Here is a 22,076-nt window from a genome sequence, read left to right as displayed (position 1 = left end):
TTGTGATGATAAAAAAAGTATTAATAGCCAATCGTGGAGAAATTGCTGTACGAATTATTCGCGCTTGTAAAGAAATGGATATTGAAACAGTTGCAATTTATTCTGAAGCAGACAAAGAGTCACTTCATGTGCAAATTGCAGATGAAGCGTATTGTGTTGGACCAACGATTTCGAAAGAAAGCTATTTAAATTTGACGAACATTATTAGCGTTGCAAAATTGACAGGTTGTGATGCAATTCATCCGGGATACGGATTTTTAGCAGAGAATGCAGATTTTGCAGAATTATGCCGTGAGTGTAACTTGATTTTTATCGGTCCAAGCCCGGAAGCTATTTCAAAGATGGGCACAAAAGACGTTGCACGTGATACAATGAAAGAAGCAGGGGTTCCGATTGTACCAGGTTCACAAGGGATTATTAAAAATACCGAAGAAGCGATCGAGCTTGCTAATCAAATTGGATATCCAGTTATTATTAAAGCGACTGCAGGTGGCGGCGGAAAAGGTATTCGTGTTGCGCGCCATGAAGAAGAGCTTGTAAAAGGAATTCAAATTACACAGCAAGAAGCCAGTACCGCTTTTGGGAACCCTGGTGTATACTTAGAGAAGTACGTTGAAGATTTCCGCCATGTTGAGATTCAAATAATGGCAGATACACATGGAAATGCCATTCATTTAGGAGAGCGTGATTGTACAATTCAGCGCCGTCTGCAAAAACTATTAGAAGAAAGTCCATCACCTGCACTTGATGAGAATATTCGCAAGCAAATGGGTGACGCAGCAGTTAAAGCGGCGGTAGCGGTTGATTATACAGGTGCTGGTACGGTTGAGTTTATTTATGAATATAAAACGAAAAGCTTTTATTTCATGGAGATGAATACGAGAATCCAAGTTGAACATCCAGTTACTGAAATGGTAACAGGGATGGATTTAATTAAAGAACAAATTCTTGTTGCTTCTGGAGAAAAGTTATCGTTACAGCAAGAAGAAGTACAATTTAATGGTTGGGCAATGGAATGTCGAATTAATGCGGAAAACCCTGCCAAAAAATTTATGCCATCTCCAGGTAGAGTAGAAATGTACTTACCACCAGGCGGATTTGGTATTCGCGTCGATTCAGCTGTATATCCGGGATATTCAATACCACCTTTCTATGATTCGATGGTTGCTAAATTAATTGTTCACGGAAAAACACGTGAAGAGGCAATTGCAAAAATGAAGCGAGCGCTCAGTGAGTTTGTCATTGAAGGCGTACATACAACAATCCCGTTCCATTTGCAATTGTTAGATCATCCTGATTTTGTAAAAGGTGAGTTTAACACGAAATTTTTGGAAGAGCATGAACTTGTGACGCAGTGATACATTAAAGGAGGTTTTTTTCATGGCTGAACATATGTTAGATATGGGTCAAGATACAACTCTTGGAAAAGTAGAAATTGCACCAGAAGTAATCGAAGTAATTGCAGGTATTGCAGCTGCTGAAGTAGAAGGTGTAGCGGCAATGCGTGGTAATTTTGCTACAGATGTTGTTGAGAAGTTAGGTAAGAAAAATCATGGTAAAGGTGTAAAGGTTGAATTAGCAAACGAAGATATTATTGTTGACCTTTATGTTGTGATGTATTTTGGTGTAGCAATTCCGGTTGTTGCACAAAAAATTCAAGACAATATTCGCCAAGCACTCTTTACAATGACAGGACTTGAGCCAAAAGAAGTGAACGTTCACATCGTTGGCGTAACATTCGAAACACAAAAAACAGAAATCGAACCAGTGTAAGAGTGAAAAAAGGTGCCTAGTAAAATAGGCATCTTTTTTATCGTTTCATTTCTTCACAAATTAAAACCCTCAAATTATTATACTATTTTAAAAAATAAGAAATATAAAACGGGATGTTTCATTTTTCCAAAAAACGTACATTGTGATAAGATATGGAACTTGAAGTTAATCTTTTTATTATTTTTCAGCCTTGTACCCCGTGTGTGAAACGATAAATTGTGTTATTATCATTGTATTATAAGGTTGGAAAATCAATGAAAACTGCAAGAGTAAGTGAATTGACGGCTTATAAATTATAATAATATAACAAAACATAAGGAAAGACTTGAAGTATAAAGGAGAGTTACAATGAAACGTAGGACGGCTAGAGAAAGAGCAATGCAAGCATTATACCAAATGGATATTACAGGTGAATTAGAACCGAAAGTAGCGGTGGAAAATACGCTAGATGAAGGCGAAGAAACAAATGAGTTTCTAGAATCACTTGTTGTAGGATTTGTAGACAACAAAGAAGAGATTGACGCAGCAATTCGTCAAAATTTAAAAAAGTGGAAGCTTGAGCGTATTAGTATTGTTGATCGCAGTATTTTACGTGTAGCTGTGTGTGAGATGAAATACATGGAAGAAATTCCGCACAATGTAACAATTAACGAAGCAATTGAAATCGCGAAAACATTTGGGGATGAGGAATCTCGTCGTTTTATTAACGGCGTTTTATCTAATATAAAAGATACACTGTAATTTCTTTAAGGGGGAAACTTAAAATGGTAGCAGTAATCATCAAAGGAAATGAAGTTGCGGAGAAAAAACGAGCACAATTAAAAGAAGAAGTTGTGAAGTTAAAAGAGCAAGGGATTGTACCAGGATTAGCAGTTATTTTAATTGGAGAAGATCCAGCATCTCGTTCTTATGTAAAAGGAAAAGAAAAAGGCTGTGAGCAAGTAGGAATCTATTCAGAGCTAATTGAACTTCCTGAAACGATTACCGAGGAACGTTTGCTTGCTGAAATCGATCGCTTAAATGGAGACGACCGCATTAATGGCATATTGGTACAATTGCCTTTACCAAAACATATTGAAGAAAAAGCTATCATTGAAAGAATTTCACCGGAAAAGGATGTAGATGGATTTCACCCAATCAGCGTAGGACGTATGATGACGGGACAAGACACATTCCTTCCATGTACACCGCATGGCATTTTAGAATTAGTAAAAGAAACGAATCTTGATATTTCTGGAAAGCATGTTGTTGTAATTGGAAGAAGTAATATTGTTGGTAAACCAGTGGGGCAACTGTTTTTAAATGAAAATGCAACTGTCACATATTGTCATTCTAAGACGCAAAATATAGAAGAATTATCGAAGTTAGCTGATATTTTAATCGTAGCCGTTGGACGACCGAAAATGGTAACAGCTGACTATATTAAAGAAGGTGCGGTTGTAATTGATGTTGGTGTTAACCGTTTAGAAACAGGCAAACTTTGTGGTGATGTTGATTTTGACAATGTATTAGACGTTGCAGGTTACATTACGCCTGTGCCAAAAGGAGTCGGCCCAATGACTATTACAATGCTTCTTCACAACACTGTGGAGTCTGCAAAGCGTGCAGGAGTTGTTTGTCAATAATTTGAATCGGCTATGAGGAGAGAGCAATGGAGAAACAATATTTAACCGTTACAGCATTAACACGCTATATTAAAACAAAAATAGAGTATGATCCGCATTTACAGTCTGTTTGGTTAAAAGGAGAAATTTCCAACTTTAAATATCATAGTCGTGGTCATATGTATTTTACATTGAAAGATGAAAATGCAAGAATTGCAGCGGTTATGTTTGCGGGTCATAATCGTAACATTAAATTCAGACCGGAAAATGGAATGAAAGTACTTGTAAAAGGAAAGATTTCTGTTTACGAGGCGAGTGGTTCTTATCAAATTTATATTCAAGACATGCAGCCTGATGGAGTTGGAAATCTTCATTTAGCTTATGAACAATTAAAAGTCCGATTAGAAGAAGAAGGGCTGTTTTCTCAAGTTTATAAGCGTCCAATCCCTGCATATGCAAAAACAATCGGTGTTATAACGTCGCCAACAGGAGCAGCAATTCGCGATATTATAACAACAATTAAACGTCGTTATCCAATTGGAAATGTTATTGTGTTTCCTGTACTTGTACAAGGGGAGTCAGCGGCTCCCTCAATTGTACAAGCAATTCGTACAGCGAATGAAATGGGAGATATTGATGTTTTAATTGTTGGACGTGGTGGAGGCTCTATTGAAGAATTATGGGCCTTTAATGAGGAAGTAGTTGCAAGAGCAATTTTTACAAGTGAGATTCCGATTATTTCAGCTGTAGGTCATGAAACGGATTTTACAATCGCAGATTTTGTCGCGGATTTACGTGCACCAACACCGACTGCAGCAGCTGAGCTGGCGGTACCTAACATTATAGAGTTACAAGAAAAGGTATTACAAAGAACTCTGAGATTGCAAAGAGCAATGAGAGAGAGAGTACATAAAAAAGAAGAAAAACTGCAAGTGTTACAAAAATCTTATGCGTTCCGTTATCCAAGGCAAGTGTATGAGCAAAAAGAAGAGCAGCTAGACAGAGCTCTTGAACAACTTGTTTTAGCGAAAGAGCGTTATATAGATAAAAAAGTAAATCAATTAAAGCAACTTTCATTTTATTTAGAAAAGCACCACCCATCTCAAAAAATTATACAAACGAAAACGGCAATTGAAACGTTGCAAAAGCAGTTGCAACGTGAAATGCAAACGTTACTTCAAACGAAGGAGTTCGTATTTGTGAGAGCGGCTCAAAAGCTTGAAGTATTAAGCCCGCTTAAAGTAATGATGAGAGGGTACGGGCTTGTATACGATGAAGAGAAACAAGTATTAAAAAGCGTGAAAGATGTTAGCCTTGGAGATGCTGTTTCGGTTCAATTACAAGATGGAATACTAGATTGTAGCGTATCAAGCATAGAGGAGCGTGAATTGAATAATGGAAAATAAGTTAAGCTTTGAAGAAGCAATTTCGCAGCTTGAGCATCTCGTTTCTAAGCTTGAACAAGGTGATGTACCTTTAGAGGAAGCGATTTCTTATTTTAAAGAAGGCATGGAATTATCTAAGCTTTGTGATGAGAAATTGAAAGATGTACAAGAACAAATGGCAGTTATCCTTGGAGAAGATGGAGAGCTTAAACCGTTTACTGCTTTAGGAGATGAAGCATAGTGACACATATAGCTTTTGATGCTTTTTTGAAAGAGAGTAAAACTTTCGTAGAAGAAAATCTTGTAAGCTATGCAAATGAATTACAATGTCCAAATGTGCTTCGTGAAGCGATGGCATATTCTTTGGAAGCGGGTGGGAAACGTCTCCGCCCGTTACTTTTATTTGCAACGTTACAAGCGTTTGGAAAAGAAAGAAATCTTGGAGTGGGTGCAGCTTGTGCCCTTGAAATGATTCATACATATTCGTTAATTCATGATGATTTACCTTGTATGGATGATGATGATCTAAGACGAGGAAAGCCTACCAATCATAAAGTATTTGGTGAAGCAATGGCAGTTTTAGCAGGAGATGGTTTGTTGACATATGCTTTTCAAGTTATTATGGCATATGGGCAAAAAGAAATCTCTGCTGAAAAAAAAGTAAGACTTGTACTTGAGCTTGCGAAAGCAGCAGGACCTGAAGGAATGGTTGCTGGACAAGTGGCAGATATGGAAGCTGAAGGAAAACGACTTACAATTAATGAATTAGAGTACATCCATAAGCATAAGACAGGTAAACTGCTTGAGTTTGCTGTACTTGCAGGAGCGATACTTTCTGATGCTACAGAAGAGCAAGAAGAGAAGTTACTTGCATTTGCGAAATATATCGGTCTAGCTTTCCAAATTAGAGATGATATTTTGGATGTAGAAGGAACAGAAGAAGAGATTGGAAAACCGATTGGTAGTGATGCTTCCAATGAAAAGAGCACATATACGACGTTATTTACTGTAGATAGAGCAAAATCTATTTTAGAGGAGAAAATTGCAAAAGCAAAAGATTCTATTAGCTCCTTACAATTACAAGATGAATATTTACTATCTATTTGTGATTTAATCGCAAAACGTAATAACTAATATAACAGCGTTTCCATTTGTTGAGTCATTCATCATTTTATGATATAAATGTAGGAAAAGGTTTTTCTTTTCTTGTTATTGGCAAAAATATATGTAGATTACATTGCCGTTATCACTTCGTGTTAGCGGCTATTTTTTTCATCACGTAAAGAAATATGATGTATAATATGATAAGTGAAAAAATGGAAGTGTTTTCTGAAAGCAGGACAAGATAAGAAGAATAGAAAAGATAATTTCTTGTGTTGTGTAAATGTTTCTTATAATATTTGACATGTTGACAGATTATGAAATGAAAGTGAGTGATCCATGTGGATCTAACGCAAATTCAAAACCCTAGTTTTTTGAAAGATATGTCTATCAGTGAACTAGAGGGGTTGAGTGAGGATATTCGTAAGTTTTTAATTGAAGAGCTCTCTCAAACAGGTGGACATATTGCACCTAATTTAGGTGTAGTAGAACTCACAATTGCTCTGCATAAATTATTTGATAGTCCGAAAGATAAATTTTTATGGGACGTAGGACATCAATCCTATGTACATAAAATTTTAACAGGGCGTGCGAAAGAATTCGGCACATTAAGGCAGTACCAAGGTCTATGTGGTTTTCCAAAACGCTGCGAGAGTGAGCATGATGTTTGGGAAACTGGTCATAGTTCCACGTCGTTATCTGCTGCAATGGGAATGGCCCTAGCACGTGATTTAAAGAAAACGGAAGAATACGTTATACCAATCATTGGGGATGGTGCATTAACAGGCGGAATGGCTTTAGAGGCATTGAACCATATTGGACATGAAAAAACGGACATGATTGTTATTTTGAATGACAATGAAATGTCAATTGCACCAAACGTCGGTGCACTTCATAATGTACTTGGTCGTTTACGTACCGCAGGGAAGTACCATTGGGTAAAAGATGAACTAGAGTATATATTGAAGAAAATCCCAGCAGTCGGCGGGAAAGTTGCTGCGACAGCAGAGAAAATAAAAGATAGTCTAAAATATTTACTAGTATCAGGCGTCTTTTTTGAAGAATTAGGCTTTACATATTTAGGTCCGGTCGATGGGCATGATTATGAAAAGTTATTCGAAACGTTGCAATATGCAAAGAAAACAAAAGGCCCAGTACTTGTTCATGTTATTACGAAAAAAGGAAAAGGTTATAAACCAGCTGAGAGTGACGTTATTGGAACTTGGCATGGAACAGGACCGTATAAAATTGAGTCAGGTGACTTCGTTAAACCGAAGGAAGTTGCACCAGCATGGAGTGCTGTTGTTAGTGAAACAGTGCTTAAGCTAGCGAGAACGGATGAACGTATCGTTGCAATTACGCCTGCAATGCCTGTTGGATCGAAACTTGAGAAATTCCAAAAAGAGTTTCCAAATCGCATGATTGATGTAGGTATTGCAGAGCAGCATGCTACAACAATGGCGGCTGGTATGGCAACGCAAGGAATGAAGCCATTCTTAGCAATTTATTCAACGTTTTTACAAAGAGCATATGACCAAGTTGTTCATGATATTTGTCGCCAAAATTTAAATGTTTTCATTGGAATAGATCGTTCTGGATTAGTTGGAGCAGACGGTGAAACGCATCAAGGTGTATTTGACATCTCGTTTTTACGTCATTTGCCGAATATGGTACTTATGATGCCGAAAGATGAAAATGAAGGACAACATTTAGTATATACAGCGATGCAATACGAAGATGGACCGATTGCTTTACGTTATGCACGAGGCAATGGACTTGGCGTTCAAATGGACGAAGAATTAAAGGCGATTCCAATTGGTACATGGGAAACGTTAAAAGAAGGCACACAAGCAGCAATTTTAACGTTTGGTACGACAATCCCGATGGCAATGGAAGCAGCTGAGCGTCTTGAACAAACTGGAGTATCAGTGAAAGTAGTGAATGCTCGCTTTATTAAACCGATGGATGAGGCATATTTACATGAGCTTTTAGGGGGAAATATACCGATTTTAACGATTGAAGAGGCTTGTTTAATCGGTGGCTTTGGAACGGGAGTAGTTGAATTTGCTTCTGAGAACGGATACCATAGTGCTTTAATTGAACGAATGGGTATTCCTGATCGCTTCATAGAGCATGGTAGTGTAACAAAACTGTTAGAAGAAATTGGTTTAACGACAGATGCTGTTGTAGACCGTATTCATACAATGATTCCATCAAAACAAAAAAGGGCGTAACAAATGAGCATAAAAAAAGAAAGAGTAGATGTACTATTAGTAGAGCGAGGACTTATAGAAACGCGTGAGAAGGCTAAACGTGCTGTTATGGCAGGTCTTGTATATGCGAATGAAATGAGACTCGATAAGCCAGGGGAGAAAATCTCGCAAGATACGGAGATTACGGTGAAAGGGCAAGTTATGCCGTATGTAAGCCGTGGTGGCTATAAGCTTGAAAAGGCATTAGAAACATTTCAACTTGATTTACAAGATAAAGTTATGATAGATATTGGTTCATCAACTGGTGGTTTTACAGACTGTGCGCTTCAAAATGGTGCGAAGTTATCCTACGCATTAGATGTAGGATATAATCAACTTGCGTGGAAATTGCGTCAAGATGAGCGTGTTGTTGTGATGGAACGAACGAACTTCCGTTACGTGACACCGGCAGATTTAGAGCGTGGTTTACCGCAGTTTGCAAGTATTGATGTTTCATTTATATCATTAAGGCTTATATTGCCGGTTTTAAAAACAATGCTTACGCCAAATGGTGATGTAGCTGCATTGATTAAACCTCAGTTTGAAGCTGGACGAGAACAAGTCGGGAAAAAAGGCATTGTTCGTGATAGAAAAGTACATGAAGCTGTCGTGGAAATGATTGTCGATTTTGCTCTTAAGGAAGGCTATAATGTCGAAGGTTTAACATTCTCACCAATTACAGGTGGGGATGGAAATATTGAATTTTTAATTCATCTAAAGTGGCACGGTGAGCGTGAGAATGGCGAAAATCATTCTCCGGTTTCTATTGAACAAGTTGTTACCGAAGCGCATAATGTTCTAAAACAAAAAGGGAAAGGGGAATAACATATGTTGTTCCTCTTTTTGTTGTAATCGTATAATTATTGTAAAAACAATTGTATACAAGTAACGGATTATACGTTAACATAAATAAATGAAGTATACCAATGTTTAAACTATGGTAAGAGATAGTGTGAGGTGCAAATGTATGAATAAAGGTCAGCGCCATATTAAAATCAGGGAAATTATTGCGAACAAAGAAATTGAAACACAAGATGAACTAGTTGATATTTTACGTAATGTGGGGTTTAATGTAACGCAAGCAACAGTATCGCGCGATATTAAAGAACTGCACTTAGTGAAGGTGCCATTACATGATGGTCGCTATAAATATAGCTTGCCAGCAGATCAACGATTTAATCCGTTGCAAAAATTAAAACGAAATCTAGTGGATTCATTTGTAAAATTAGACACGGCAGGACATATGCTTGTGCTAAAAACATTGCCTGGTAACGCTCATTCACTTGGGGCACTTATTGATCATTTAGAGTGGGATGAGATCGTCGGAACCATTTGTGGTGATGATACTTGCTTAATTATTTGCCGTACACCTGAAGATACAGGTGTTGTCTCTGATCGTTTCTTAAATATGCTGTAACAGAAAAATCTTGTTTACTTTCCTCTGTAAAGTGGAAAGTAAACAAGATATTTTTATTGGCGAAAAATATGGATATTCAAATACAATACATTATTTTTTTTGAATGAAGTTAGAAAATAGGTGGATTGACCCGTAAAACGAATGTTTGGTACAATGGAGCGGGTTAGAAGAGTAATTTATACATACAAACATATAGTATAACTATTTGAATGAAGAATACTGAGAAAAGCCCTTAATTGGGGATTAGTTTATAACGAGGTGAATGGGGCATTGTTATCGGAATTATCGATCAGAAACTTTGCTATTATCGAGGCATTAAATATTTCTTTTCAAAAAGGTTTAACCGTTTTAAGTGGTGAAACAGGAGCTGGAAAATCCATTATTATTGATGCAATTAGTTTGCTTGTTGGTGGCCGTGGTTCAGCAGAATTTGTTCGATATGGAACAGAAAAGGCTGAGATAGAAGGATTATTCTATGTAGAAGATGCCAAGCATCCATGTATCGCAAAGGCAGAAGAGTTAGATATAGAAATAGAAGATGGCATGATTATTTTGAAGCGTGACATCGCTGCTAACGGAAAAAGTGTCTGTCGTGTAAATGGGAAACTTGTTACACTCAGCATATTAAAAGAGATTGGAAAAACGCTAGTTGATATTCATGGACAGCATGAAACACAAGATTTAATGAATGAAGAGCGTCATATGTTTATGCTTGATCATTTTGATGGAAATCGCATTGTTAAACAATTGGCCATATATCAAAATGTATATACAGACTATGAGAAGTTAAAAAAACAGCTAAAATCTTTAAGTGAAAATGAACAACAAATGGCCCATCGTCTAGATTTAATTCAATTCCAACATGAAGAAATTCGTAAGGCGGATTTAAAAATGGATGAAGAATATGAATTGACTGAGGAACGATTAAAAATCTCCAATTTTGAAAAGATTTATAAAGCATTAGGAGATGCGTATCGTTCGTTAAGTGGAGACGGACAGGGATTAGATCACGTAAGAAATGCAATGGGACAAATGGAGAGTATTACGCACTTAGATGAAGCGTATCAAGAAAATCATGATTCCATTGCAAATAGTTATTACTTATTAGAAGAAGTTGCATATCAGCTTAGAGAAAAGTTAGATATGATGGAATATGATCCGAAACGTCTAGATGAAATTGAAACACGTTTGAATGAAATCCGTATGTTAAAGAGAAAGTATGGAAATACTGTAGAAGAGATTTTAGCGTATGCTGATAAAATTGAACAAGAAATTTTTACGATTGAAAATAAAGACGTACATATTGAAACGACGAGAAAGCAGTTAACGAAATTAGAAGGTGTTATTGTAAAAGAAGCAACGTTGTTAAGTACTATGCGTCATGAGCTTGCGGATCATCTTACAAGCGCTATTCATCAAGAATTAAAAGAACTATATATGGAAAAAACGAAATTTGAAGTGAGAATTATGAAGAGGGTAGGAAATGTAGAAGAACCTCTCGTGGAAGGAACACCGGTAAAACTTACGGCGGATGGCTACGATCATGTGGAATTTTATATTTCAACGAATCCGGGTGAACCGTTAAAGCCACTTTCAAAGGTCGCTTCTGGCGGAGAGTTATCTCGTATTATTTTAGCTTTAAAAAGCATTTTTTCTAAGCATCAAGGTGTTGCATCTGTTATTTTTGATGAAGTGGATACGGGTGTGAGTGGTCGGGTTGCGCAGGCTATTGCGGAAAAAATTTATCGTGTATCAGTAAACTCGCAAGTACTTTGTATTACGCACTTACCTCAAGTAGCTTCAATGGCGGACTCGCATTTATTTATTAGAAAACAAGTGGCGAATGATCGGACGATTACATCGGTTACTGTGTTAAGTACGGATGAAAAAGTAACAGAAATTGCTCGAATGATTTCTGGTGTTGAAATTACAGATTTAACGACAGAGCATGCGAAAGAGTTACTTACGCAAGCGCATCATTTCAAACAGACAGCAGAGGCTATCCAGTAATGGATAGCTTTTTTTTCTCAAATGACGATTTCTTAATTCTTCCGGTTATAAATAAAGCACTGCAAGGAGAGATTAAAAAGTGAAGCCAAGAGGCTGAATGTGGGTAGGAGCGAGGAGAGTGAACAAATTGAAATTAGAAAGATTTCGAAAAATAATAGGTCTTTGTCTCCTTGTTTCTCTAGTTTTTATTGGATGTTTTAAACCGCTTCGAACGTTTATTTCATCGCCGAAGCAACTTGTTGTTTTTGAAGGACAACAATCAGAAATAGCATCATTACCAGTTTTTAAGGCTTCATCTACAAATCGTAATGTATTTACTGTAAGTTCAAATGAACAAGAACTTATGGTAAATTCTCACCAAAATGGTGAAGCTGATATGGTGTTTCAACTTGCTGGTTTTCCAGTGAAAAAAGTAAATGTGAAAGTATTAAAAGATTTTAAAGTTATTCCAGGTGGACAATCGATTGGTGTAAAATTGAACACAAAAGGTGTACTTGTTGTAGGCCATCATTTAATTCAAACTGAAAAGGGTAAAGTATCTCCTGGTGAAACAGCTGGTGTACAGATTGGAGATATGATTACCGAAATCAATGGTAAAACAATTGAAAGAATGAGTGATGTAGCACCATTTATTCATAATAGTGGAGAAACAGGTGAACCGCTTAATCTTGTTTTATTAAGAGATGGAAAATATATTCGTGCTAAGCTAACACCACAAAAAGACAATGGTGAATCTTCTTACCGAATTGGATTGTATATTCGTGATTCAGCAGCTGGTATCGGAACGATGACGTTTGTACATCCAGATTCTATGAAATACGGAGCGCTTGGTCATGTAATTTCCGATAATGATACAAAAAAGCCAATTCAAGTAGAAGATGGACAAATTATGCGTTCGACAGTAACGTCTATTGAAAGAGGAAGTCACGGGAACCCGGGAGAAAAATTAGCAAGATTTTCACCGGATCGTGAAGTGATTGGTAATATTACAATAAATAGCCCGTATGGTATTTTTGGGAAATTAAATACAAATATGACAAACGGCATAATGGATAAAGCAATGCCTATCGCATTATCCAATCAAGTAAAAGAAGGGCCAGCGAAAATATTAACAGTTATTGATCAAGATAAGGTGGAAGCGTTTGATATTGAAGTTGTTAGTACAGTACCACAAAAGTTCCCGGCTACAAAAGGTATGGTTATAAAAGTGACAGATAAACGTTTACTAGCAAAAACGGGTGGCATTGTACAAGGAATGAGTGGAAGTCCGATTGTACAAAATGGGAAAGTAATTGGTGCGGTTACACATGTATTTGTAAATGATCCAACGTCAGGATACGGTGTTCATATTGAATGGATGTTACATGAGGCTGGAATTAATATTTATGATCAAGAGAAAAAAGCGAGCTAATACATATTAGCTCGCTTTTCTTTTGAAAAATTCGTTGAAATTTTGTAAAAGCTCCGCAAGAGCTGTTTTTTGTTGTAAAATATAAGCAAAGGGTTGAACGTTTCGCTGTAATTCTATGATGGAATGTGTTGCGAAAGGAAAAAAATGAACGATAAACATATTTTTTTGTGATTTTATCGGAAAGTAAGAAACTTTAAAGGGAATTTTCACACAATTGTCGAACAATTCATGTAGCCTAGAAGCTTACACATGTCGGAAGAATCGATTCGGTAAGGGAGGAAAAACTGTGGAGAAAATTAAAGTATGTCTTGTGGATGATAATAAAGAATTGGTATCGATGCTAGAGAGCTATGTTGCTGCTCAGGATGATATGGAAGTTATTGGAATTGCTTACAATGGTCAAGAATGTTTAAACTTATTGAAAGAAAAGCAGCCTGATATACTCGTTTTAGACATTATTATGCCACATTTAGATGGTCTAGCTGTGCTAGAGAAAATGCGACATATTGAAAGGTTAAGACAACCTAACGTTATTATGTTGACAGCATTCGGACAAGAAGATGTGACGAAAAAAGCGGTTGATTTAGGGGCATCATATTTCATATTAAAACCATTTGATATGGAGAATTTAACAAGTCATATTCGTCAAGTTAGTGGTAAGGAAAATTCTACCATTAAACGTCCGTTACCATCTTTCCGATCAGCAACAACGATTGATGGCAAACCGAAAAACTTAGATGCGAGTATTACAAGTATCATTCATGAAATTGGTGTACCCGCTCATATTAAAGGATATATGTACTTACGAGAAGCAATCTCTATGGTGTACAATGATATCGAATTACTAGGATCTATTACGAAAGTATTATATCCAGATATCGCAAAGAAATATAATACAACAGCAAGTCGTGTCGAGCGCGCAATCCGTCACGCAATTGAAGTAGCTTGGAGCCGTGGGAATATTGATTCTATTTCGTCCTTATTTGGTTATACAGTATCCATGTCAAAAGCAAAACCTACGAATTCCGAGTTCATCGCAATGGTTGCGGATAAGCTAAGACTTGAACATAAGGCTAGCTGAGATTAGAAGTAGCAAAGGTTTACTCTTTATTAAAGCCGAAGAATTCTTGCAATCTATACTGAATATCAATTTTAAAACCAATAAACTTTTCACTCAATGACCAATGAATTTTATGATTCGTTGGTCTTTTTATTTTGTCGAGAAGAAACGGAATAGTGAGTTTGATTTTATCAAAGTTTTTTAGGTTAATGAAAGGGAGTTATTTAATTTTATGAGAGGATTAAATAAGCACAGATAGGGAGAAGGAAAATAAAATATTAACTTGGCTAGGAATAGTAGCAATTATGGGAATTCTCGCTGTTGCAGTTACTTTTGAAATATTAGAACTTGCAGATAATCCAGCAGATAAACATGCGAGTGTTGAAATAGATAAAAAAGAAGAATCAGAGGTAGTAGATGGTGTTCATCCTGCACTGATTATTAATCTTCACCAATCGAGATTCCCGACCTAACGTCTTCGCAAAATTGTGAGGTGATTTAGTGAATGGATAGCGGAAATTATGTAAATATATGTAGAAAACCTTAAGAGCAAAGCAGATTATACAGGGAATACAATACGATGGTTTGACAGTGTAATTTTGATAGCGTATCATTGATTGGGAAATGCTAGAGATATAGGAGAATATAAGAATGTCTGTAAAAAAAATAGTGGGTCGATCGTACCCAATCATTGTCATGACGGTATTTTTGTCTGTGTTTTCAATGATAGTAAGTAAATTTTTTATTCCGAAAAAAATTTTGATGAGTGGAGAATTTCCTTATCCGACTGAGGAGTATACTGCAAGTGAAGTAGGTGTTGTTATAGTAGCGACAATTCTTTTATTTGCACTCTTCTTGATGTATTATAAATGGGTTATTAATAAAATGAAAAGAACGTCTACAAATATCATGATTACTTTAGGTATAATGAGCATTTTGACGATAGAAATAATTATTACTTCTATAGCATTTAACCCTGTTGTGGGAGATTATGCCATCCTTAAAGAAGGAATTGTTTCTGTATTTAATGGGGATAATCATTTTTTAGAAATGGGACAGCTTCTATTTTATCCATATAATACACACATTGTATTACTCGGTGGGTATTTTGCAAAATTAATAGGGAGCGTAGAATTAGCAATAAAAATATTACCGATCGCATGTATAACAGGTAGTATTATTTTAAATGTATTGATTGTAAGGAAAATTACAAACTTTAAAGTTGCTCACATTTCGCTTGTGTTATCTGTGCTAAACATTTTTATATATTGGCAGGCACCGGTTTTTTACACCCATACATTAGTAGTATTTTTCATTTCAGCAACGATGTATACATATTTATGTTTGAAAACGGCGAAAACAAAAAAAATGAAGATTATTTTATGGATTTTATTAGGTGTTTTCGCAGCTTGTACTTATATTATAAGACCGACAGCATTGGCGGTAGCATTAGCGATTTTAATTGAAAATATTTTAAAGTTTCGTAAGGAATATTCTGTAAAGGTATTAAGTAGTGTTTTATTTTGTTTAATTCTCATTGTAAGTTTTAAAGGTATAACGACAAAACTAAATCTCAGTACCGATAATGAAATTGAAAAAATTCCGTATTCCCACTGGGTAAAAATGGGTGTTAACAAAGATACGTATGGTGTTTGGAATCAAGCGGATGCAGATTATATTGATGATGAAAACATGAAGAATACGAAGGACTTGAATGAACACAATAAAGAAGTTATAGTACAGCGTTTCAAAGAACTTGGTGTAATGGGTTACATAGAACATCTAAATGAAAAAATAACTAGAGAATGGGTATCGAGTCAGTTCTCCATGTACCGTATTGGAGAATGGTTTGAGCAGAAGAATGATATGGTAACTAATTTCGTATCGAACTATAGTTCAACGAATAATAAAATCGTTACTATATATTCGTATGTTATCAAATTATTCGTGTATGTAGCTGTTATGGCAGCTGTTATACTGTATAAAAAGAAAGATGAAACTGAATCAGAAGTTATCCGGATTGCGATGGTTAGTACATTAGGGGTATTTACTTTCTTGTTACTATGGGAAACGGCCCCTCATTATACTTATGAGGCATTTGCATTCATGAACATTCCAGCTTCTTTAGGGTTGTATAAATTGTTTACGATTTTTAACAAAGAAAAGAAAACTGCATAATTTGAGTAGCTGAAATGAATGGTAAAAACCCCCTCTTTTATTAAAAGAGGGGGTTTAACTTATAATTGATTATGAATGATTGAAGGAAAGAAAGATTAAATTGGATCGCAGCATGTCCGTTAAAGAATTTTAGTAGGGAAGTCATCCATGATATAATAGAGAAAAATAAAAAGCCCTGCAAAACAGGACTATATTATTCTTCGTCTTTATTTTGTTTTTCTAATTCAACTAATTTTTGGATTAAAATATGCTGAGGCATATGCATAAGTTGTTCAAGTGGAACACCTAACGCTTTTGATAGGCGGACTGCAGTGTCTGGAGAAATTTGTAATGGTCTCATAGAAGTACCTCCTTTTTCGTATAGTATAGCATAAGATTGGGGGAGTGAGGATGACTCTTATATTTGCGCACCGTGGTGCGGCGGGAACGTATCCGGAAAATACAATGATTTCATTTGAAGCAGCAGAGGCTTTCGGGGCAGACGGAATTGAACTCGATGTTCAATTAACGAAAGATGGAAAAGTTGTCGTTATTCATGATGAAACTGTGAATCGAACGACGAATGGAAAAGGTGCTGTTCGAAATTATTTATACGAAGATTTATGTAAGTTAGATGCAAGTTATAAATTTAGTGAAAAAATAGGCTTTTGTAAAATTCCTCTTTTAGAAGAGGTACTGGAATGGCTTGAAAAAACGCAATTGCTACTTAATATTGAACTTAAAAATGATAAAATTCCATACAGAGGTTTAGAAGAAGAGGTTATAACACTTGTGCGTAAGTTTAGTCTGGAGGATCGTGTTATATTTTCTTCGTTTAACCACTATAGTATGAAACGGTGCCATATGATGGCTCCTGATATTCAAACAGCTATTTTGTATCGGGAAGGTTTGCATAGCCCGTGGGCATATGCAAAAAAGATGGGTGCTACTGCAGTGCATCCGAATTATCGTTATCTTCAAGATGCCATCGCTGAATTAACGATGGAAAGTGGTGTAGAGGTTCGTCCTTACACGATAAATGAAGAAACGCTTATGCGTAAATATTTTGATATGAACATATCGGCGATTATTACTGATTATCCTGAAACAGCAAGAACTTTATTACCGATAAAAAAATGAGACCTAATATAATGGTCTCATTTTTTTATCGGTATGTGAAAACTTTGTTCTATCTTCTGAAGCGGGCTTGCACTTTATTTCTCTTACGATCTCTGTGTAAGACGAAGCCGCCGAAAATATAAAACCCGAGTGCAAAGCAAAGAGCGCCGATTAAAAATTGTAACCATAATATAGGGATTGGGGAGAATAAAATCCCAAATACAGTATCTCTCATTAGTTTAATACCAAGCACGGCTAATGAAATCGGGATGAGTGCTAATGATAGAGCGAGGTAACGCTGCATACATAACGCCCCTTTTCAGATTATTTTGTTTATTTTAATGATGTTATATGAAAAGGGGGTTTGTCAAGAGATTGCTGAACGAGTAAGATAAGGATGTGAAAAATTTTGCAGAGATACTTCGAGAGGAAGTGTAATGTATGAAACAAAAGGTGTTAATTGTTGGAGCGGGTGAAGGTGGGAGTATACTACTGAGTCTGTTACAAAATTCGAATATATTTCAAATTATAGGAGTTATTGATATTAATCCAATTGCGAAAGGATTACAAATCGCAAAGGAATATGGGACTCCGATTGGTGATAGTGTAACTCCGTTTCTTTCTATGCATATTGATGTAATGTTTGATATGACAGGTGATTATGATTTACATAAAGTTTTATTGGGAAGCAAGCATAAAGACACCCTTCTTATACCAGGGGATATTGCAAAAATTGTTACGAAACTAGCGCATGAGAAGGAAAGCTTAATTGGGAAGCTAGAAGAACAGACGCAACAAGGGAATTTAATTTTAAATTCTACGCACGACGGTATGATTGTTATAGACCAAGAGGGACAAGTGCGTCTGTTTAATAAAAGTGCAGAGCGTATTATCGGATATAAGAAAGAAGAGGCGATAGGAAAATATATTTTAGAAGTTATTCCAACGAGTAAGTTGCTTCGGATTATACGTACGAAACAAATAGAAGTGAATCATGAACTGACGCTAGAAAATGAAAATAAGATCATTACAACGCGTATTCCAATATTAAAAGAAGATGGAGAGGTTCAAGGAGCATTTGCGATTTTTAAAGATATTACAGAAGTTGTAGATTTAGCGGAAGAAGTTACAGATTTAAAAGAAATTCAAACGCTACTTGAGGCGATTATTAACTCATCTGAGGAAGCAATTTCGGTTGTTGATGAGAAAGGAAGAGGGTTAGTTATAAACCCTGCTTATACGAAGTTAACGGGTTTAACCGAAGAGGATATTATAGGGAAGCCAGCTACAACTGATATTGTAGAAGGTGAAAGTATGCATATGAAAGTACTTCGGACGCGCCGAGCGGTACGAGGAATACATATGAAGATTGGGCAAAAAAAGCGAGATGTAATTGTAAACGTAGCACCGGTTATTGTTGATGGAATATTGAAAGGGAGCGTCGGGGTAATTCGCGATGTATCAGAAATTCAAAAGTTAACAAATGAATTGAATAGGGCAAGACAAATCATTCGAACGTTAGAAGCAAAATATTCATTTGATGATATTGTTGGTGATTCAGATGAAACGACGGCAGCTATTGAACAAGCAAAACTTGGAGCGAATACACCGGCAACAGTATTGCTTAGAGGGGAATCTGGTACGGGGAAAGAGTTATTTGCACACGCTATTCATAACGGTAGTAATCGAAAATACAATAAGTTTGTACGAGTAAACTGTGCTGCTATTTCTGAGACCTTATTAGAAAGTGAATTATTCGGTTATGAGGAAGGCGCGTTTTCTGGAGCGAAAAGAGGCGGGAAACGAGGATTCTTTGAAGAAGCGAATAATGGAAGTGTTTTTTTAGATGAAATCGGAGAGTTATCTGCAAATACGCAAGCGAAGCTCCTTCGTGTACTACAAGAAAAAGAAATTGTGAAAGTAGGGGGAACGAAAGCGATACCTATTAATGTTCGAGTGATCGCTGCGACGCATGTGAATTTAGAAAAAGCTATTTTAGAAGGGAAGTTCAGAGAGGACTTATATTATCGTTTAAATAAAATCCCGATTCAAATCCCTTCCCTTCGTCAGCGTAAAGGAGACATACCAGCGATTGCAGAAAGGTTAATTCAAAAAATTAATCAAGATTATGGTCGTAATGTAGAAGGACTCACCGATTCAGCCATTTCGTATTTACAATCATATGAATGGCCAGGGAATGTTAGGGAACTTGAAAATATTTTAGGACGAGCTATTATCTTTATGAATTATAACGAGATATATATTGATGTACATCATTTACCGCCTTTACATAAAGAAGAACAAGTAGAGACGAAACAAAATAATTTATTACCTGAATTAGAAGAGAAGGCCCTTGAACACCTAGTGACAGAATTTGAGGGGAATATTATCCGTGAATATTTAGAGAAATTTGATGGGAACAAAACGAAGACTGCAAAAGCGTTAGGGATTTCAGTTCGAAACTTATATTACAAGATAGAAAAGCACGACTGTGCAAAAAATAGCATGCAATAAATTGCGCACCATGCAATTTATTGCATGGTATACAAAAAGTGACAAAACGAGACAGAATATTTAGTTGTTTTCCAAAGTATTGATTTCACTGCATTTTGAATGCGTTTTCATTATTGGTAAGACCAATTTTAAAAGTTGGCACGGTATTTGCTTAATGAATAGACGAGGGACGACGGAAAGGGTTGATTACAAAATATGAAGTTAGAACACTTAATTGATCAAGCAGCAGGACAGCCTAAAAAAACTGTGGCTGTAGCAGTAGCTGAAGATCATGAAGTAATTGAAGCTGTATCGAAAGCAATCAAGTTACAGCTAGCTCAATTTCGTCTATATGGAAATCAAGAGAAAATAATAGGGATGCTACAAGAGCATGGGTTACAAACTTCAGAACATATTGAAGTGATTGCAGCAGCGTCAAGTGCTGAGGCTGCAGAACTTTCTGTTAAAGCTGTAAGCAATGGCGAAGCAGATGTACTAATGAAGGGGAACATCCCAACAGCAAATATTTTGAAAGCTGTATTAAATAAAGAGTGGGGACTTCGTAAGGGCAGCGTGCTTTCACATGTTGCAGCGTTTGAAGTTCCAAATTACGATCGTCTTATTTTTGTTACAGACGCAGCGATGAACATTGCACCTGATGTAACACAAAAAGCTGCTATTATACAAAATACTGTAGAAGTTGCCCAGGCAATAGGAATTGATTTGCCAAAGGTAGCGCCAATTGCAGCGGTAGAGGTTGTTAATCCTGCGATGCAAGCGACAATTGATGCAGCGATGTTAACTCAAATGAATCGCCGCGGACAAATTAAAAATTGTGTCGTTGATGGACCACTTGCTTTAGATAATGCAGTATCACAAATTGCAGCAGAACATAAAGGCATAGTAAGTGATGTAGCAGGTAAGGCAGACATTTTACTCGTCCCAACGATTGAAGCTGGAAATGTGTTATATAAATCACTCGTCTATTTTGCAAATGCAAAGGTAGGAGCGATGATTGCTGGCGCTAAAGCACCGATTGTTTTAACATCACGTGCTGATTCAGCAGAAACAAAAGTATATTCATTAGCATTGGCAGTTGCGACTGCTTCAAAATAAACCAAATAGGGTAAAACAATTAGGGGGAAACGACAATGACATTAGAAATCTTCGAATACTTAGAAAAATATGATTATGAGCAAGTGGTATTTTGTCAAGATAAAGAATCTGGTTTAAAAGCAATCATTGCAATCCATGATACAACACTTGGACCAGCTCTTGGTGGAACAAGAATGTGGACATATGATTCTGAAGAAGCGGCGATTGAAGATGCATTGCGTCTTGCAAAAGGGATGACATACAAAAATGCAGCAGCTGGTTTAAACTTAGGTGGTGCAAAAACAGTAATTATCGGTGATCCACGTAAAGATAAAAGCGAAGCGATGTTCCGTGCATTAGGACGCTACATTCAAGGACTAAACGGACGTTACATTACAGCTGAAGATGTTGGTACAACAGTAGATGATATGGATATTATCCATGAAGAAACTGATTTTGTAACAGGGATTTCACCATCATTCGGTTCTTCTGGTAACCCATCTCCAGTAACTGCATACGGTGTTTACCGTGGTATGAAAGCAGCTGCAAAAGAAGCGTTCGGTACAGATAACCTAGAAGGAAGAGTAATTTCTATTCAAGGTGTTGGTAACGTAGCATATCACCTATGCAAACATTTACACGCTGAAGGAGCAAAATTAATTGTTACAGATATTAATAAAGAAGCTGTACAACGTGCAGTAGAAGAATTCGGTGCAACAGCAGTTGAGCCAAATGAAATTTACGGTGTTGAATGTGATATTTACGCACCATGTGCATTAGGCGCAACAGTTAATGATGAAACTATTCCACAACTTAAAGCAAAAGTAATCGCAGGTTCTGCAAATAACCAATTAAAAGAAGATCGTCACGGCGACATCATTCATGAAATGGGTATTGTATACGCACCAGACTATGTTATTAATGCAGGTGGCGTAATTAACGTAGCAGACGAATTATATGGATACAATAGAGAACGTGCATTAAAACGTGTTGAGTCTATTTATGACACAATTGCAAAAGTAATCGAAATTTCAAAACGCGATGGCATAGCAACTTATGTAGCAGCAGATCGTCTAGCTGAAGAGCGCATCGCAAGCTTGAAAAACACTCGTAGCACATACTTACGCAACGGTCACGACATTATTAGCCGTCGCTAATCATTCATATACAACTTTTACGAAAGGTGTGGTTACCTCTTA

Annotated in this window: 21 protein-coding genes; 19 read left to right on the top strand and 2 right to left on the bottom strand. The window is 36.5% G+C overall.

Annotated elements, in window-relative coordinates; translation table 11 throughout:
* Positions 1-5: 5 nt before the first annotated feature.
* The 15 genes from accC (at position 6) to MHB76_RS19685 (ending at position 16,191) form a co-directional block, all read left to right on the top strand.
* Complete coding sequence (accC, locus tag MHB76_RS19755; protein WP_002160529.1) at positions 6-1,358, top strand: acetyl-CoA carboxylase biotin carboxylase subunit; 1,353 nt, start codon at positions 6-8, stop codon at positions 1,356-1,358.
* A gap of 22 nt (positions 1,359-1,380) precedes the next feature.
* On the top strand, positions 1,381-1,773 hold the full coding sequence (locus MHB76_RS19750) for an Asp23/Gls24 family envelope stress response protein (RefSeq protein WP_000807630.1): 393 nt from the start codon (positions 1,381-1,383) through the stop codon (positions 1,771-1,773).
* Between the two features lie 348 nt (positions 1,774-2,121).
* Positions 2,122-2,514: a N utilization substance protein NusB gene (gene nusB, locus MHB76_RS19745; protein ID WP_002067080.1), complete on the top strand. Its 393-nt coding sequence runs from the start codon at positions 2,122-2,124 to the stop codon at positions 2,512-2,514.
* A 23-nt stretch (positions 2,515-2,537) separates the two neighbouring features.
* Positions 2,538-3,398 carry a bifunctional methylenetetrahydrofolate dehydrogenase/methenyltetrahydrofolate cyclohydrolase FolD gene (gene folD, locus MHB76_RS19740; protein ID WP_002160530.1) on the top strand — a complete coding sequence of 287 codons (861 nt, stop codon included), beginning with the start codon at positions 2,538-2,540 and terminating at the stop codon, positions 3,396-3,398.
* 26 nt (positions 3,399-3,424) lie between these two features.
* On the top strand, positions 3,425-4,783 hold the full coding sequence (gene xseA, locus MHB76_RS19735) for an exodeoxyribonuclease VII large subunit (protein ID WP_002111752.1): 1,359 nt from the start codon (positions 3,425-3,427) through the stop codon (positions 4,781-4,783).
* Entirely contained in the window at positions 4,773-5,003 is a 231-nt protein-coding gene (gene xseB / locus MHB76_RS19730) for an exodeoxyribonuclease VII small subunit (RefSeq protein ID WP_000428422.1), read from the top strand. Before xseA ends, xseB begins: the two co-directional genes overlap by 11 nt.
* Positions 5,003-5,896, top strand: coding sequence for a (2E,6E)-farnesyl diphosphate synthase (ispA, locus tag MHB76_RS19725; RefSeq protein ID WP_002145801.1), 894 nt, complete (start codon positions 5,003-5,005; stop codon positions 5,894-5,896). The genes xseB and ispA overlap by 1 nt, the downstream gene beginning before the upstream one ends.
* Positions 5,897-6,204: 308 nt before the next feature.
* The gene (dxs, locus tag MHB76_RS19720; protein WP_078172837.1) at positions 6,205-8,097 is read left to right on the top strand and encodes a 1-deoxy-D-xylulose-5-phosphate synthase; all 1,893 of its coding nucleotides are present in this window, start codon (positions 6,205-6,207) and stop codon (positions 8,095-8,097) included.
* 3 nt (positions 8,098-8,100) lie between these two features.
* Entirely contained in the window at positions 8,101-8,940 is an 840-nt protein-coding gene (locus MHB76_RS19715) for a TlyA family RNA methyltransferase (RefSeq protein ID WP_002160533.1), read from the top strand.
* Positions 8,941-9,082: 142 nt separating this feature from the next.
* Complete coding sequence (gene argR / locus MHB76_RS19710) at positions 9,083-9,532, top strand: arginine repressor ArgR (RefSeq protein ID WP_002015076.1); 450 nt, start codon at positions 9,083-9,085, stop codon at positions 9,530-9,532.
* A gap of 270 nt (positions 9,533-9,802) precedes the next feature.
* Positions 9,803-11,542 carry a DNA repair protein RecN gene (recN, locus tag MHB76_RS19705; protein WP_016106127.1) on the top strand — a complete coding sequence of 580 codons (1,740 nt, stop codon included), beginning with the start codon at positions 9,803-9,805 and terminating at the stop codon, positions 11,540-11,542.
* Positions 11,543-11,660: 118 nt separating this feature from the next.
* On the top strand, positions 11,661-12,953 hold the full coding sequence (gene spoIVB, locus MHB76_RS19700; RefSeq protein WP_033711018.1) for a SpoIVB peptidase: 1,293 nt from the start codon (positions 11,661-11,663) through the stop codon (positions 12,951-12,953).
* A 286-nt stretch (positions 12,954-13,239) separates the two neighbouring features.
* Positions 13,240-14,034, top strand: coding sequence for a sporulation transcription factor Spo0A (gene spo0A, locus MHB76_RS19695; RefSeq protein ID WP_016100158.1), 795 nt, complete (start codon positions 13,240-13,242; stop codon positions 14,032-14,034).
* Positions 14,035-14,318: 284 nt separating this feature from the next.
* Positions 14,319-14,486 (top strand): hypothetical protein, encoded by a 168-nt coding sequence (locus MHB76_RS19690; RefSeq protein WP_242476347.1) that lies wholly within the window; start codon positions 14,319-14,321, stop codon positions 14,484-14,486.
* A 178-nt stretch (positions 14,487-14,664) separates the two neighbouring features.
* Positions 14,665-16,191, top strand: coding sequence for a glycosyltransferase family 39 protein (locus MHB76_RS19685; RefSeq protein ID WP_078172839.1), 1,527 nt, complete (start codon positions 14,665-14,667; stop codon positions 16,189-16,191).
* Between the two features lie 193 nt (positions 16,192-16,384).
* On the opposite strand, the gene MHB76_RS19680 is transcribed toward MHB76_RS19685, so the two are convergent.
* The gene (locus tag MHB76_RS19680) at positions 16,385-16,531 is read right to left on the bottom strand and encodes a YycC family protein (protein WP_001247671.1); all 147 of its coding nucleotides are present in this window, start codon (positions 16,529-16,531) and stop codon (positions 16,385-16,387) included.
* 50 nt (positions 16,532-16,581) lie between these two features.
* Here MHB76_RS19680 and MHB76_RS19675 point away from each other — a divergent pair, with 50 nt between their 5' ends.
* Positions 16,582-17,310 carry a glycerophosphodiester phosphodiesterase gene (locus MHB76_RS19675; protein WP_078172840.1) on the top strand — a complete coding sequence of 243 codons (729 nt, stop codon included), beginning with the start codon at positions 16,582-16,584 and terminating at the stop codon, positions 17,308-17,310.
* Positions 17,311-17,359: 49 nt separating this feature from the next.
* On the opposite strand, the gene MHB76_RS19670 is transcribed toward MHB76_RS19675, so the two are convergent.
* Positions 17,360-17,593 carry a DUF2627 domain-containing protein gene (locus MHB76_RS19670; protein WP_002111735.1) on the bottom strand — a complete coding sequence of 78 codons (234 nt, stop codon included), beginning with the start codon at positions 17,591-17,593 and terminating at the stop codon, positions 17,360-17,362.
* A 137-nt stretch (positions 17,594-17,730) separates the two neighbouring features.
* Here MHB76_RS19670 and MHB76_RS19665 point away from each other — a divergent pair, with 137 nt between their 5' ends.
* The 3 genes from MHB76_RS19665 (at position 17,731) to MHB76_RS19655 (ending at position 22,034) form a co-directional block, all read left to right on the top strand.
* Positions 17,731-19,803, top strand: coding sequence for a sigma-54 interaction domain-containing protein (locus MHB76_RS19665; protein ID WP_016106124.1), 2,073 nt, complete (start codon positions 17,731-17,733; stop codon positions 19,801-19,803).
* Positions 19,804-19,998: 195 nt separating this feature from the next.
* Positions 19,999-20,898 (top strand): phosphate butyryltransferase, encoded by a 900-nt coding sequence (gene yqiS / locus MHB76_RS19660; RefSeq protein WP_078172841.1) that lies wholly within the window; start codon positions 19,999-20,001, stop codon positions 20,896-20,898.
* 35 nt (positions 20,899-20,933) lie between these two features.
* Positions 20,934-22,034, top strand: a complete 1,101-nt coding sequence (locus MHB76_RS19655; RefSeq protein WP_002145827.1) for a leucine dehydrogenase — start codon at positions 20,934-20,936, stop codon at positions 22,032-22,034.
* Positions 22,035-22,076 lie beyond the last annotated feature (42 nt).

The organism is Bacillus sp. FSL M7-1345 (genome assembly GCF_038006985.1).
Classification (GTDB): Bacteria; Bacillota; Bacilli; order Bacillales; family Bacillaceae_G; genus Bacillus_A; species Bacillus_A cereus_U.
The sequence above is the reverse complement of the archived record's forward strand: the minus strand, read 5'-3'. Positions and strand labels throughout refer to the sequence as shown.